Here is a 13,079-nt window from a genome sequence, read left to right as displayed (position 1 = left end):
TACCGGTTCCTACTGGCCGGAGACGGTCAGATCCGCCCGCCTCGGCGCGGCGAAGCCCTCCAGGTCGGCGCGGGTCAGGCCGGTCGCGCCGGAGACCTCGTCGAGGTCGAGGGCGCCGCAGTCCAGGCCGCGCAGCAGATAGCCGCTGAGCGCCTTGGCGGTCGCGGGCTCGTCCATCACGTCGCCGCCCGCGCGGTTGGCGTAGCGGGAGAGTCGGGCGGCGGCCTGCGCGTACCCCTCCCGGTAGAAGGCGAAGACGGCCGCGTAGCGGGTCGGGAGGTGGCCGGGGTGCATGTCCCAGCCCTGGTAGTAGGCGCGGGCCAGGGCACGGCGGGTGAGGCCGTAGTGCAGTCGCCAGGCGTCGTGGACCTGGGCGGTCGGGCCGACGGGCAGGACGTTCGTCGAGCCGTCCGAGACGCGTACGCCGGTGCCGGCGGCCGCGACCTGCATGATCGCCTTGGCGTGGTCGGCGGCCGGGTGGTCGCTGGCCTGGTGCGCGGCGGAGACGCCGAGGCAGGCGCTGTAGTCGAAGGTGCCGTAGTGCAGCCCGGTGGCGCGACCCTCGGCGGCTCCGATCATCCGGGCGACGGTGGCGGTGCCGTCGGCGGCGAGGACGGCCTGGCTGGTCTCGATCTGGATCTCGAAGCCGATCCGGCCGGGTTCCAGGCCGCGCGCCTTCTCGAAGGCCTCAAGGAGCCGGACCATGGCGGTGACCTGCTCGGCGTACGTCACCTTGGGGAGGGTCAGGACCAGTCCGTCGGGCAGGCCGCCGGCCTCCAGCAGGCCCGTGAGGAAGATGTCGAGGGTGCGGATGCCCCGGTCGCGGACCGGCGCCTCCATGCACTTCATGCGGATGCCCATGTACGGGGCGGCCGTGCCGTCGGCGTACGCCCGGGCGATCAGCCGGGCGGCGCGGGCGGCGGCCTCGTCCTCCTCGGCGTCGGGGCGGGCCCCGTAGCCGTCCTCGAAGTCGACCCGGAGGTCCTCGATCGGTTCGCGCTCCAGCTTGGCGCGGACGCGGTCGTACACGGGTTCGGCGAGGTCGTCGCCGAGGCCGAGGACGGCGGCGAAGGACGCCGCGTCGGGGGCGTGCTCGTCGAGGGCGGCGAGGGCCCGGTCGCCCCAGGTGCGCAGGGTGTCGGCGGCGAAGACGTCACCGGGGACGTAGACGGTGTGCACGGGTTGGCGGGTGCCGGGGTCGCCCGGGTAGCGGCGCTCCAGCTCCGCGTCGACGGGGGCGAGGGAGGCGCTGATCTCCTCGCTGACGGCGCCCGCGAGACTCGTCGCCACGTTCTCCTGTCGGCCCTGCCCCATTCCACACCCTCCATTTTCCGCAGTACGGAATCAGCAATCCGCATGACGAAGCTAACTGTCGATCTTCACCTGGGTCAACACCCTCCGGACGTGGGATACCCCATGCTCTTCGCCTGGTCACCGCCGATCCGGCCTCTTCATCCGTATCCATAAGCAAGCTTCATGGTGACTCGCAAGGGGAGGACATCGCGTGCCGAAAGAGGTCGGAGTGACGCGCCGCCAGGGACTCAGGTCCGCGGCGGCCGCCGCCATCGCCGTGCCGCTGCTGACGACGGCGGGCTCGTCACAACCGGCGTCCGCCGGTGAGTACGCGGGCGCGCTGAACGTCATGACGTTCAATGTGCGCTTCGCGACCGTCGTCGACAGCACACCGCGCTGGGCCGTCCGCCGGCCGGTGATGCGGGAGCTGCTGCGCCGCGAGCGACCGCACGTCATCGGCACCCAGGAAGGGCTCTACCAGCAGCTGCGCATGATCGAGAAGGATCTCGGCGGGCACTACGACTGGATCGGCACCGGCCGAGGGGGCGGCAGCAAGGACGAGTTCATGGCGATCTTCTACGACACCCGCAGACTCGACCCGATCGAGTTCGACCACTTCTGGCTGTCCGACACCCCGTACACGATCGCCTCCAACACCTGGGGCGCGGACTGGCTGCGCATGGTGACCTGGGTGAAATTCGCCGATCTCGCCGACGGGGGCCGGGAGTTCTACGTCCTGAACACCCACCTGGACAGCGTCAGCCAGTACGCCCGGGAGCGTTCGGCGGGGCTGATCGGCGAGACGATCGCCGGGTGGGACCGCTCGGCGCCGGTCGTCGTCACCGGCGACTTCAACGCCGCCGCCCACGACAGCCGGGTCTACGACCTGATGCTGGGCAACGGTCTCGTGGACGCCTGGGACGCGGCCGCGTCGCGCACCGAGGCGTACGGGACGTATCACGGATACCGGGCGCCCAGGCCCGAGGGCAGGCGCATCGACTGGATCCTCACCTCGCCCGGCGTGACCACGCACTGGGCGGCGATGAACACCTTCTCGGTGGACGGGATGTACCCGAGCGACCATCTGCCGGTGCAGGTCTCGCTGACCCTGGGATGAGCCGAGGCCCCCACGACCGCGCGAACGGTCGTGGGGGCCTCGGCAAGGCCGGTGAGGCTCAGCCCTTGCGGGCCTTGATCTCCTCGGTGAGCTGGGGGACGACGTCGAAGAGGTCGCCGACCACGCCGTAGTCGACGAGGTCGAAGATCGGGGCCTCGGCGTCCTTGTTGACGGCCACGATGGTCTTCGAGGTCTGCATGCCGGCGCGGTGCTGGATGGCACCGGAGATGCCGTTGGCGATGTACAGCTGCGGGGAGACCGACTTGCCGGTCTGGCCGACCTGGTTGGTGTGCGGGTACCAGCCGGCGTCCACCGCGGCGCGGGAGGCGCCGACGGCCGCGCCGAGGGAGTCGGCGAGCGCCTCGATGAGGGCGAAGTTCTCGCTGCCGTTGACGCCACGGCCGCCGGAGACCACGATCGCGGCCTCGGTCAGCTCCGGACGCCCGGTCGACTCGCGCGGGGTGCGGCCGGTGACCTTGGTGCCGGTGGCCAGCGCGCCGAAGGTGACGTCCAGGGCCTCGACCGCGCCCGCGGCCGGGGCGGCCTCCACGGCGGCGGAGTTGGGCTTGACCGTGATGACCGGGGTGCCCTTGGAGACACGGGACTTGGTGGTGAAGGAGGCGGCGAACACCGACTGCGTGGCCACCGGGCCCTCGTCGGACGCCTCCAGGTCGACGGCGTCGGTGATGATGCCGGAGCCGATGCGCAGCGCGAGACGGGCGGCGATCTCCTTGCCCTCGGCGGAGGAGGAGACCAGCACGGCGGCCGGGGAGACGGCGGCGACGGCGGCCTGCAGCGCGTCGACCTTGGGAACGACCAGGTAGTCGGCGTACTCGGCGGCGTCGTGGGTGAGGACCTTGACCGCGCCGTGCTCGGCGAGGGCGGCGGCGGTGTCGGCGGCACCGGCACCGAGCGCGACGGCGACGGGCTCGCCGAGGCGACGGGCCAGGGTCAGCAGCTCCAGGGTGGGCTTGCGGACGGCACCGCCTGCGTGATCGACGTAGACGAGAACTTCAGCCATGGGATTGCTCTCCTGCTTGCGAAAGGGTGAGGGGCGGTCGGCGACTGCGGGGCCTTAGATGAACTTCTGGCCCGCGAGGAACTCAGCGAGCTGCTTGCCGCCCTCGCCCTCGTCCTTGACGATCGTGCCGGCGGTACGCGCCGGGCGCGCGGCCGCGGAGTCGACAGCCGTCCAGGCGCCCTCCAGACCGACTTCCTCGGCCTCGATGTCGAGGTCGGACAGGTCCCAGGACTGAACCGGCTTCTTCTTCGCCGCCATGATGCCCTTGAAGGAGGGGTAACGCGCCTCGCCCGACTGGTCGGTGACGGAGACGACGGCCGGCAGGGACGCCTCGAGCTGCTCGGAAGCGGCGTCGCCGTCACGGCGGCCCTTGACCACACCGTCCTCGACGGTGACCTCGGAGAGCAGCGTGACCTGCGGAACACCCAGACGCTCCGCGAGCAGCGCCGGGACGACACCCATCGTGCCGTCGGTGGAGGCCATGCCGGAGATCACCAGGTCGTAGCCGGCCTTCTCGATCGCCTTCGCCAGCACCAGCGAGGTACCGATGGCGTCGGTGCCGTGCACATCGTCGTCCTCGACGTGGATCGCCTTGTCCGCGCCCATCGACAGCGCCTTGCGCAGCGCGTCCTTGGCGTCCTCGGGACCCACGGTCAGCACGGTGATCTCGGCGTCGTCGGCCTCGTCGGCGATCTGGAGCGCCTGCTCGACCGCGTACTCGTCCAGCTCGGAGAGCAGACCGTCCACGTCGTCACGGTCGACGGTCAGGTCATCGGCGAAGTGCCGGTCGCCAGTGGCGTCGGGCACGTACTTCACAGTGACAACGATCCTCAAGCTCACGCCGGCTCTCCTACTGCATCGTCATTTCTGGGCTGCCTTCTTCCAGGCAGCATAGGCGCCTGAAGCGGCCGATCCCGATCGGGGCGACCTGCGCTCCGGTCGAAATATTACTCGCCAGTACGGCGTCTACGTTCCCGCATTTCGTGCCCGCTAAGCAAGCGCTTTGAACTGTGAGTTAGGCAACCCTGCGTAATCGTGCGGGAATCAGTCTCGCAGACCGTTGAAGCGCCCCTGGTGATACAGCAGCGGCCGGCCAGAGCCCGAGGGGTCCCCCACGACCACCTCGGCGAGGACGATGCGGTGCTCGCCGGCCGGGACCCGCGCCACCACCCGGCAGACCAGCCAGGCGAGCACGTCGTCGAGGACGGGAACTCGCTCCGGGCCGCTACGCCATCCGGTGGGCGCCCCGAACCGGTCGGCGCCGCTGCGGGCGAAGGTGGCCGCCAGCTGGCGCTGGTGCTCCCCGAGTATGTGCACGCCGACGTGCTCCGCCTCGGAGATCACCGGCCAGCTGGAGGCGCCGGTGCCGATGCCGAACGAGAGCAGCGGGGGCTCGGCGGAGACCGAGCTGAGCGAGGTGGCGGTGAAGCCGACGGGTCCGGCGGCGCCCTGGGCGGTGATGACCGCCACACCGGCGGCATGGCGCCGGAAGACGGAGCGCAGGAGGTCGGGGGAGGCGAGCCGGGGCGAACCGAGGCCGGAGGTGGCCGTCATGGAGATGTCCTTCTGATGGAGTCGACGGGCTGGTCCGTGAAGAGCTCAGGTTCCCGGACAGCGCGAACTCGCCGTGCGGACGAGGTCCACATGGACACGCTCGAAGAGAAGGATTTCTCGGGGCATACGGTCAGGCTGACGATGGGTGACGCGTACAGTCAAGTGCCGTCCGGTATGCGGTGTCACACGGCCTCACCCAGCGCGGCGATCACATCCGCCTTGCGCGGCTGCCCGGTCGCCCTGCGCACGATCCGGCCATCGGCGTCGAGCACGAGCACGGTCGGCGTCTTGAGGATGTCGAATCGGCGTACGAGGTCGAGGTGTTCCTCGGCGTCGATCTCCACATGGGCGACGCCCGGCACCATCGCGGCCACGTCGGCGAGGACCCTGCGGGTCGCCCGGCAGGGGGCGCAGAAGGCGCTGGAGAACTGCACCAGCGTGGCCCGTTCCCCGAGCCCCTCCCCCAACTCCACCGCGCCGAGCCGCTTGTCGCCGTCGCGCCCGCGCACCCTGACTCTCCCGCTCCGCCGCCGATGCAGCACTCCGTAGGCGCTCGCCACCGCAAGCACCAGCCCACACACCACAAGTCCGGTCACAGCGTGCTTCAGCGTTCACGAGACTGCAAAGATTCCCGCCTCCCCACGGAGATTGGCCTGCGGAATGCTTGACGCATGGACATCGATGTGAGGGGACCCCGTTTCGGGGCCGCCGTGACGACCGTGGTGCTGGCGGTCGTGCTGATCACCGGCAGCGCGTGGCTGCTGGCCTGGCAGACGTTCGCGTTCGCGCTGGGCGCGGCGGGCGGGGTGGGGCGTTCGCCCTACGGCTGGGTCTTCCGCAGGCTCGTCCGGCCGCGTGTCGGGCCGCCGACGGAGTTCGAGGCGCCGGAGCCGCCGCGGTTCGCCCAGGGAGTCGGGCTGGTCTTCGCGCTGGTGGGCCTGGTCGGGTTCACGGTCGGGCCCGGGTGGCTGGGACTGGCGGCGACCGGCGCGGCGCTCGCCGCGGCCTTCCTGAACGCGGTGTTCGGGTACTGCCTGGGGTGCGAGATGTACCTGCTGGTCCGGCGGGTGACCGTACGCGCGCGGTGACGTCCTGGTGAACGAACGGCGGTCGATCGTGTGTCCGACGTGACGAGAATCTCGCCCCCGGCCGGCGCCAGGACTGGCTACTCGTGCGTTCTTGGGGCACGATCTGCGAGATGCCGTAAACCTACGGCTGCGTAACTTCCGCCGGGAGCCCCTCTTCCCAGGCAGAGATGAAGGGTCCACTCCGCCCATGGCAGAGCTTGTCTACCGTCCCGCGGTCGGTCTTGCCCACACCCTGTTCAAGGTCTGGGACCTGAAGATCGACTGCAAGGGTTCGGAGAACATCCCGCGCCAGGGCGGCGCCGTGCTGGTGAGCAATCACATCAGCTACCTGGACTTCATCTTCGACGGCCTGGCGGCGCTCCCGCAGAAGCGTCTGGTGCGCTTCATGGCCAAGGAGTCGGTGTTCCGGCACAAGATCTCCGGTCCGCTGATGCGCAACATGCGGCACATTCCGGTGGACCGCGAGCAGGGAGAGGCGGCCTACGCGCACGCGCTGGACTCGCTGCGCTCCGGCGAGATCATCGGCGTCTTCCCCGAGGCCACCATCTCCCAGTCGTTCACGCTGAAGAGCTTCAAGTCGGGTGCCGCCCGGCTGGCCCAGGAGGCGGGCGTCCCGCTGATCCCCATGGCCGTGTGGGGCACCCAACGGCTGTGGACCAAGGGCCACCCGCGCAACTTCAAGCGCAGCCACATCCCGATCACCATCCGGGTCGGCGAGGCGATAGAGGCCTCCAAGGACAAGTACGCGGGCGCCATCACCCGCCAACTCCGCGAGCGGGTGCAGGAGTTGCTGGAGGCGGCGCAGCGCGCCTACCCGGTCCGCCCCAAGGGCCCGGACGACACCTGGTGGATGCCCGCCCACCTCGGCGGCACGGCCCCGACCCCGGAGCAGGTCCGCGAGGCCGAGGCCCGCTGACCCGGCCCTACAGGGCCACGGGGAGCGTCCTCCACAGGTGCGCCCGGTCCCGGGCCGCCCGGAGGGTGCCGAGCACGGCCGGGTGCGGCGCGGCGTGGAGGACGGGGTCGTCCGACTCGCCCGCCGCCGTGTCGGGTACGAAGGCCAGGCGCTCCCCGTCCAGCGAGAACCGCGCGTCCACGCCGGGTTTGTTGCCGCGGGGGTCCTGGCGGTGCCAGGCGCCGTGGAAGCGGACGGCGACCAGGCCGTGGACGACGTGTCCCTCGCCGTCGTCGTGCGCCAGCCGCTGGTAGCAGAGCGCGGTCGGGATGTCCTCGGCACGCAGCAGTGCGGCCAGGGCGTGGGCCTTGGCGTAACAGATCCCGGTGCGCTGTTCGAGGACGTCGGACGCGCGCCAGGTCACGCGCGGATCGTCGGCGTCCTGGGAGTGCGGGATGCCGTCGCGGACGTACTCGAACGCGACACGCGCATAGTCATACGAGTCCGTCGCTTCCTTGGCCAGCCGCGCGGCCACCCGCCGCACCCGTGGATGGTGATGGTCTATGACCTCGTCGGCAGCCAGATAGGCGGAAAGATCGGGGTTCTGCTGGATCAGCTCCATGTCCGCAGAGCATAGGAAAACGATCACCCGAGAGTCAATGACTTTTCGGGTGACCGTATATCTATGCAGCCCTCATGCGGCCGTCAGCGCGCCATCTCCTCCTTCAGCGCCGCCACGAACCCGTCCACGTCCTCCTCCGTCGTGTCGTAGGAGCACATCCAGCGGACGTCACCGGCCGCCTCGTCCCAGAAGTAGAAGCGGTGGCGCTTCTGCAGGCGTTCGCTCACGTCGTGCGGAAGGCGGGCGAAGACGGCGTTGGCCTGCACGGGGTACAGGATCTCGACGCCGTGGACCGCGCGGACACCCTCGGCGAGCCGCTGGGCCATCTCGTTGGAGTGCCGGGCGTTGCGCAGCCACAGGTCCTTCGCCAGCAGGGCCTCCAACTGCACCGACACGAAACGCATCTTGGACGCGAGCTGCATGGAGAGCTTGCGCAGGTGCTTCATCCTGCGGACGGCGTCCTGGTTGATCACGACGACCGCCTCACCGAACATCGCGCCGTTCTTGGTGCCGCCCAGGGAGAGCAGGTCGACGCCGACCGCGTTGGTGAACGTCCGCATCGGCACGTCCAGGGAGGCGGCGGCGTTCGCTATCCGCGAGCCGTCCAGGTGCACCTTCATGCCGTGCGCGTGGGCGTGGTCGCAGATCGCGCGGATCTCCTCGGGCGTGTAGAGGGTGCCGAGTTCGGTGCTCTGGGTGATCGAGACGACCTGCGGCATCGCGCGGTGCTCGTCGTCCCAGCCGTACGCCTGCCGGTCGATCAGCTCGGGGGTGAGCTTGCCGTCGGGCGTGGGCACGGTGAGCAGCTTCAGGCCGCCGACCCGCTCGGGCGCGCCGCACTCGTCGACATGGATGTGCGCGCTCTCGGCGCAGATCACCGCGCCCCAGCGGTCGGTGACGGCCTGGAGCGCGACCACATTGGCGCCGGTGCCGTTGAAGACGGGGAACGCCTCGGCGGTGGCGCCGAAATGACTGCGGACGATCCGCTGCAGGTTCTCGGTGTAGTCGTCCTCTCCGTAGGAGACCTGGTGCCCGCCGTTGGCCAGGGCCAGGGCGGCGAGCACCTCGGGGTGGACGCCCGCGTAGTTGTCGCTGGCGAAGCCGCGGACCTCCGGGTCGTGATGGCGTCGGGCGTCGGTCTTCGGAGGATTCACGGCTTGTCGGTCAGCCACAGACGCTTTCCGTTCACTTCGGCGGCGGGCTTGTCCCAGACACCGGCGATGGCCTCGGCCAGCTCCTTGACGTCGGTGAAGCCCGCGAACTTCGCGTTGGGGCGATCGGCGCGCATCGCGTCGTGCACCAACGCCTTCACGACCAGGATGGCAGCCGCGGAGGTCGGTCCGTCCGGCCCGCCCGCCTTGCGGAAGTAGTCGGCGGTGGCGAGGGTCCACGCCTCGGCGGCGGCCTTGGCGGCGGCGTACGCGGCGTTGCCGGCGGTGGGCTTGCTGGCGCCGGCCGCGCTGATCAGGACGTACCGGCCGCGCTCGCTGCGCTGGAGGGCCTCGTGGAAGGCGAGGGAGGTGTGCTGCACGGTGCGGATCAGCAGCATCTCCAGGAAGTCCCAGTCGTCGAGGCTGGTCCTGGTGAAGGTCTCGCTGCCGCGCCAGCCGCCGACGAGGTGGACGAGGCCGTCGACCCGGCCGAAGTCCTTCTCGATGCGGGTGGCCCAGTCACGGGTCGACTGCAGGTCGAGGAGATCGACCGTGTCGCCGACGACGGTGGCGCCGCCGTGCGCGTAGCGGGCCGCGTCCACGGCCTCCGAGAGCCGCTCGGGGTCGTTGTCCGAGCCGACGACGATCGCTCCCGCGTCGGCCAGCCGCAGCAGGGCCGCCCGGCCGGCGGGTCCGCCCGCGCCGGCCACCGCGATCACCGCGCCGCTCAGTGCACCGTTGCCGTTCTGCATGGTCTTCGCCTCCTGGGCAGCGACTGTGACGCCTGCGAGCCGGGCGGTCACGCGGCGACCCGCTCGGTGTCCGCCGCGGTGATGCCCTTGGTGGAGGCGATCACGGTCTTCAGCTTCTTGGCGAGCGCCTCATAGAACATGCTGAGCGGAAACTCGTCCGGAAGCACGTCGTCGACGAGTTTCCGCGGCGGCTGCGTCAGATCCAGGGCGTCCGGACCCTTGGCCCAGCGGGAGCCGGGGTGCGGGGCGAGGTAGGTGGAGACCAGCTCGTACCCGGCGAACCAGTGGACGAGCTTCGGGCGGTCGATGCCGTCGCGGTAGAGCTGCTCGATGTCGGCGCAGAGCTGGTTGGTGACCTGCGGGGCGCGCTGCCAGTCGATGTGCAGCTTGTTGTCGGTCCAGCGGACGACGTCGTGCTTGTGCAGGTAGGCGAAGAGGAGCTGGCCGCCGAGGCCGTCGTAGTTGCGGACGCGCTCACCGGTGACCGGGAAGCGGAACATCCGGTCGAAGAGGACCGCGAACTGCACGTCACGCGCCTGTGCGACGCCTTCGGCCTCCAGCTTCACGGCCTCCTTGAAGGCGGTCAGGTCGCAGCGCAGCTCCTCCAGGCCGTACATCCAGAACGGCTGGCGCTGCTTGATCATGAACGGGTCGAAGGGCAGGTCGCCGTGGCTGTGGGTGCGGTCGTGGACCATGTCCCACAGGACGAAGGCCTCCTCGCAGCGGGTCTGGTCGTGGACCATCGCGGCGATGTCCTCGGGCAGCTCCAGGCCGAGGATGTCGACGGCGGCGTCGGTCACCCGGCGGAACCGGGCGGCCTCGCGGTCGCAGAAGATGCCACCCCAGGAGAATCGTTCCGGCGCCTCGCGCACGGCGATGGTCTCCGGGAAGAGCACGGCGGAGTTGGTGTCGTAGCCCGCCGTGAAGTCCTCGAACTTGATGCCGCAGAACAGCGGGTTGTCGTACCGGGTGCGCTCCAGCTCGGCCAGCCACTCGGGCCAGACCATGCGCAGCACGACCGCTTCGAGGTTGCGGTCGGGGTTGCCGTTCTGCGTGTACATCGGGAAGACGACCAGGTGCTGGAGGCCGTCCGCACGGTTCGCGGCGGGCTGGAAGGCGAGCAGCGAGTCGAGGAAGTCGGGGACCTCGAAGCCCTGGTCGGCCCAGCGCCGCAGGTCCTCGACGAGGGCCCGGTGGTAGGCGGCGTCGTGCGGCAGCAGCGGGGACAGTGCCTCGACGGCCCCGACCACGTCCCGCACGGCCTGCTCGGCGGCGCCCCGGTCGGGGGCCCGCTCGGCGTCGAAGTCGATCGAACCGTCCTTGGACTGCCATGGCCGGATCCGCTCCACGGCATCCTTGAGCACGGGCCAGGCCGGGTGCTCCACCACCCTACCGACCGAAGGAACAACGTCCTCCGCACCCATCTGCACAAGAATTTCCGTCATGACCCATCCTCCACGGGAGAACCTTTCGTAGTGACACCGTACGTAGCGAGGGTTCCTCACCGCAAGACCGATCTTGAGCGGCCCAGCCGGAAATCTTCCCGCCACTCCCGGCACCTAACCGCTGAATCTCCTGTCACACGCGTCGTAGATCACACTTCGTGCGTCACGGCCTCCGGGCCTGTGGCACTCGGGGTCAACGCGTACCGGACTCGCCCACTCAGGGATGACCTGATCGGTGCGGGCCAGGTGCGGAAACGGTCCTGTTGCCCAGGCCGACACGGGGTGACACGACCCGAAAGGGCCCGTGCACATGCGGACGCATCGCACGGCGGGAGGACTACGCTGCGCCCCAGCCGCGTGCCGCCCCTCCCCCGGTCACGCGGGCCGAGCCGCCGTCGACGGAAGCGAGTCCACCTTGAACTTCCTCACCATCGGTCACCGCGGAGTCATGGGTGTCGAACCCGAGAACACCCTCCGTTCCTTCGTGGCCGCCGATCGCGCGGGCCTCGACGTCATCGAACTCGATCTGCATCTGAGCAAGGACGGCGCCCTCGTCGTCATGCACGACGCGGATGTGGACCGGACGACGGACGGCACGGGCCCGATCGCCGACAAGACCCTCGCCGAGCTGCGCGCCCTGGACGCGGGCCGCGGCGAGCGCGTGCCCACCTTCGAGGAGGTGCTGGACGCGGTGCGGGCGCCCCTCCAGGCCGAGATCAAGGACACGGCGGCGGCCCGCGCCCTCGCCGAGGTCATGCACCGGCGCGACCTGGTGGGACGGGTCGAGGTGCTGTCCTTCCACGACGAGGCGGTCGCCGAGATCGCCCGTCTCGTGCCGGGCGTACGCACCGCGCTGGTCGCCAGCCGCTACGGCACCGACGTCGTGGACCGGGCGGTGGCGGTGGGCGCCGCCACCCTGGTGCTCAACATCCGGCGGCTGACACTGGAGGTCGTGGAGAAGGCCCGCAAGGCCAACCTGCGGATCATCGGCTGGGTGGTGAACACCCAGGACCACCTGCGCCTGGTCCGCGCCCTCCAGCTGGACGGTGCCACGACCGACTACCCGGACATCAAACGCACGGGCCGCTTCACGGCCTGACCGCTACACCAGCTCCTTGACCAGGAGCTCGAACCGCAGGTCGTCGCGGCGCGGAATGCCGAAGCGCTCGTCGCCGTACGGGAACGGGGTCGTCCGTCCCGTGCGGCGGTAGCCCCGCCGCTCGTACCAGGCGATGAGATCCTCCCGCACGGAGATCACGGTCATGTGCATCTCGCGCACACCCCAGGTCTCGCGCGCGATCCGCTCGGCCTCGGCGATGATCACCTTGCCGAGGCCGCCGCCCTGGAGGGCCGGGCTCACCGCGAACATCCCGAAGTAGGCGTGCGCGCCGCGGTGTTCGAGCTGGCAGCAGGCGACGACCGTGCCGCCCCGCTCGAAGGTGAGCAACCGGCTGTCCGGTGCCTCGACGACCGCCAGGACACCCTCGGGATCGGTCCGCTGCCCGTCGAGGATGTCCGCCTCCGTGGTCCACCCGGCCCGGCTGGAGTCCCCTCGGTACGCCGACTCGATCAGCGCGACGAGGACGTCCACGTCGGCGCCGGTGGCGTCACGGAAGGTCAGGTCGGTGGCGGTGTCGGTGTCCATGGGGTGCTCCTGGTCGGTCTCCGCAGGGCTCGAACACCGAAGAGGGTATCGACAGCCCGCCCCGGCGGAGCACCTACCCTCGTCCACATGATCCACGTACTGAGCAGCCGCACCCTCCTGCGTCCGACCGACCCCGAACGCTCCCGCGTCTTCTACGGCGAGCAGCTCGGGCTCCCCGTGTACCGGGAGTTCGGTACGGGCGAGCACCGGGGTGTCGTGTACTTCCTCGGCGGCGGTTTCCTGGAGGTCGCGGGCCGCTCGCCGACGCCGCCGTCGCCCGCGCTGAAGCTGTGGCTGCAGGTCGCGGACGTGACGGCGGCGCACGCGGAGCTGCTGGCGGCCGGGGTGGAGGTGCGGCGAGAGCCGGTGAAGGAGCCCTGGGGGCTGATCGAGATGTGGATCGCCGACCCGGACGGGACCGAGATCGTGCTGGTGGAGATCCCCGCGGACCATCCGCTGCGCTATCGCCCCGGAATCTGAGGGTGCACACCCCGGT

General features: G+C 70.3%; 15 protein-coding genes. 5 read left to right on the top strand and 10 right to left on the bottom strand.

Annotated elements, in window-relative coordinates:
- Positions 1-9: 9 nt before the first annotated feature.
- Positions 10-1,314 (bottom strand): DUF6986 family protein, encoded by a 1,305-nt coding sequence (locus ACZ9QC_RS39245; RefSeq protein WP_472917462.1) that lies wholly within the window; start codon positions 1,312-1,314, stop codon positions 10-12.
- Between the two features lie 190 nt (positions 1,315-1,504).
- Here ACZ9QC_RS39245 and ACZ9QC_RS39240 point away from each other — a divergent pair, with 190 nt between their 5' ends.
- Positions 1,505-2,410 (top strand): endonuclease/exonuclease/phosphatase family protein, encoded by a 906-nt coding sequence (locus ACZ9QC_RS39240; RefSeq protein WP_472917461.1) that lies wholly within the window; start codon positions 1,505-1,507, stop codon positions 2,408-2,410.
- A gap of 58 nt (positions 2,411-2,468) precedes the next feature.
- On the opposite strand, the gene ACZ9QC_RS39235 is transcribed toward ACZ9QC_RS39240, so the two are convergent.
- The 4 genes from ACZ9QC_RS39235 to ACZ9QC_RS39220 all read right to left on the bottom strand — a co-directional run bounded on the left by ACZ9QC_RS39235 (position 2,469) and on the right by ACZ9QC_RS39220 (position 5,581).
- Positions 2,469-3,431 carry an electron transfer flavoprotein subunit alpha/FixB family protein gene (locus ACZ9QC_RS39235; protein ID WP_472917460.1) on the bottom strand — a complete coding sequence of 321 codons (963 nt, stop codon included), beginning with the start codon at positions 3,429-3,431 and terminating at the stop codon, positions 2,469-2,471.
- Between the two features lie 54 nt (positions 3,432-3,485).
- A complete protein-coding gene (locus ACZ9QC_RS39230) occupies positions 3,486-4,271 on the bottom strand; it encodes an electron transfer flavoprotein subunit beta/FixA family protein (protein ID WP_472917459.1) in 786 nt (261 codons plus the stop codon).
- A 204-nt stretch (positions 4,272-4,475) separates the two neighbouring features.
- Complete coding sequence (locus ACZ9QC_RS39225) at positions 4,476-4,985, bottom strand: flavin reductase family protein (RefSeq protein ID WP_472917458.1); 510 nt, start codon at positions 4,983-4,985, stop codon at positions 4,476-4,478.
- A 182-nt stretch (positions 4,986-5,167) separates the two neighbouring features.
- Positions 5,168-5,581 carry a thioredoxin family protein gene (locus tag ACZ9QC_RS39220; protein WP_472917457.1) on the bottom strand — a complete coding sequence of 138 codons (414 nt, stop codon included), beginning with the start codon at positions 5,579-5,581 and terminating at the stop codon, positions 5,168-5,170.
- A 75-nt stretch (positions 5,582-5,656) separates the two neighbouring features.
- Here ACZ9QC_RS39220 and ACZ9QC_RS39215 point away from each other — a divergent pair, with 75 nt between their 5' ends.
- A complete protein-coding gene (locus ACZ9QC_RS39215) occupies positions 5,657-6,073 on the top strand; it encodes a DUF4395 domain-containing protein (protein ID WP_472917456.1) in 417 nt (138 codons plus the stop codon).
- A gap of 187 nt (positions 6,074-6,260) precedes the next feature.
- Positions 6,261-6,989 carry a lysophospholipid acyltransferase family protein gene (locus ACZ9QC_RS39210; protein ID WP_215452046.1) on the top strand — a complete coding sequence of 243 codons (729 nt, stop codon included), beginning with the start codon at positions 6,261-6,263 and terminating at the stop codon, positions 6,987-6,989.
- 7 nt (positions 6,990-6,996) lie between these two features.
- Here the strand turns inward: ACZ9QC_RS39210 and ACZ9QC_RS39205 are convergent, their stop codons facing one another.
- The 4 genes from ACZ9QC_RS39205 to ACZ9QC_RS39190 all read right to left on the bottom strand — a co-directional run bounded on the left by ACZ9QC_RS39205 (position 6,997) and on the right by ACZ9QC_RS39190 (position 10,938).
- Complete coding sequence (locus ACZ9QC_RS39205) at positions 6,997-7,590, bottom strand: transglutaminase domain-containing protein (RefSeq protein WP_472917455.1); 594 nt, start codon at positions 7,588-7,590, stop codon at positions 6,997-6,999.
- Positions 7,591-7,673: 83 nt separating this feature from the next.
- On the bottom strand, positions 7,674-8,744 hold the full coding sequence (locus tag ACZ9QC_RS39200) for a threonine aldolase family protein (protein ID WP_230216820.1): 1,071 nt from the start codon (positions 8,742-8,744) through the stop codon (positions 7,674-7,676).
- A complete protein-coding gene (locus ACZ9QC_RS39195; protein WP_472917454.1) occupies positions 8,741-9,493 on the bottom strand; it encodes an SDR family NAD(P)-dependent oxidoreductase in 753 nt (250 codons plus the stop codon). Before ACZ9QC_RS39195 ends, ACZ9QC_RS39200 begins: the two co-directional genes overlap by 4 nt.
- A 47-nt stretch (positions 9,494-9,540) precedes the next feature.
- Positions 9,541-10,938, bottom strand: coding sequence for a DUF6421 family protein (locus ACZ9QC_RS39190; protein WP_472917453.1), 1,398 nt, complete (start codon positions 10,936-10,938; stop codon positions 9,541-9,543).
- A gap of 415 nt (positions 10,939-11,353) precedes the next feature.
- Here ACZ9QC_RS39190 and ACZ9QC_RS39185 point away from each other — a divergent pair, with 415 nt between their 5' ends.
- On the top strand, positions 11,354-12,037 hold the full coding sequence (locus ACZ9QC_RS39185) for a glycerophosphodiester phosphodiesterase (protein WP_184898867.1): 684 nt from the start codon (positions 11,354-11,356) through the stop codon (positions 12,035-12,037).
- Between the two features lie 3 nt (positions 12,038-12,040).
- Here the strand turns inward: ACZ9QC_RS39185 and ACZ9QC_RS39180 are convergent, their stop codons facing one another.
- The gene (locus tag ACZ9QC_RS39180; RefSeq protein WP_472917452.1) at positions 12,041-12,583 is read right to left on the bottom strand and encodes a GNAT family N-acetyltransferase; all 543 of its coding nucleotides are present in this window, start codon (positions 12,581-12,583) and stop codon (positions 12,041-12,043) included.
- An 87-nt stretch (positions 12,584-12,670) separates the two neighbouring features.
- Between ACZ9QC_RS39180 and ACZ9QC_RS39175 the strand changes: the two genes are divergently transcribed.
- A complete protein-coding gene (locus ACZ9QC_RS39175) occupies positions 12,671-13,063 on the top strand; it encodes a VOC family protein (RefSeq protein ID WP_472917451.1) in 393 nt (130 codons plus the stop codon).
- Positions 13,064-13,079: the final 16 nt, after the last annotated feature.

It is taken from the genome of Streptomyces sp. HUAS MS02 (assembly GCF_055702265.1).
Note: the sequence above shows the minus strand (reverse complement) of the source record. Positions and strands in the feature narration are given on the sequence as shown.

Coding starts and splice junctions, on each gene's coding strand:
- ACZ9QC_RS39245 (WP_472917462.1), bottom strand. CDS start 1,314: ATGGGGCAGGGCCGACAGGAGAACGTGGCGACGAGTCTCGCGGGCGCC.
- ACZ9QC_RS39235 (WP_472917460.1), bottom strand. CDS start 3,431: ATGGCTGAAGTTCTCGTCTACGTCGATCACGCAGGCGGTGCCGTCCGC.
- ACZ9QC_RS39225 (WP_472917458.1), bottom strand. CDS start 4,985: ATGACGGCCACCTCCGGCCTCGGTTCGCCCCGGCTCGCCTCCCCCGAC.
- ACZ9QC_RS39215 (WP_472917456.1), top strand. CDS start 5,657: ATGGACATCGATGTGAGGGGACCCCGTTTCGGGGCCGCCGTGACGACC.
- ACZ9QC_RS39210 (WP_215452046.1), top strand. CDS start 6,261: ATGGCAGAGCTTGTCTACCGTCCCGCGGTCGGTCTTGCCCACACCCTG.
- ACZ9QC_RS39205 (WP_472917455.1), bottom strand. CDS start 7,590: ATGGAGCTGATCCAGCAGAACCCCGATCTTTCCGCCTATCTGGCTGCC.
- ACZ9QC_RS39195 (WP_472917454.1), bottom strand. CDS start 9,493: ATGCAGAACGGCAACGGTGCACTGAGCGGCGCGGTGATCGCGGTGGCC.
- ACZ9QC_RS39190 (WP_472917453.1), bottom strand. CDS start 10,938: ATGACGGAAATTCTTGTGCAGATGGGTGCGGAGGACGTTGTTCCTTCG.
- ACZ9QC_RS39180 (WP_472917452.1), bottom strand. CDS start 12,583: ATGGACACCGACACCGCCACCGACCTGACCTTCCGTGACGCCACCGGC.
- ACZ9QC_RS39175 (WP_472917451.1), top strand. CDS start 12,671: ATGATCCACGTACTGAGCAGCCGCACCCTCCTGCGTCCGACCGACCCC.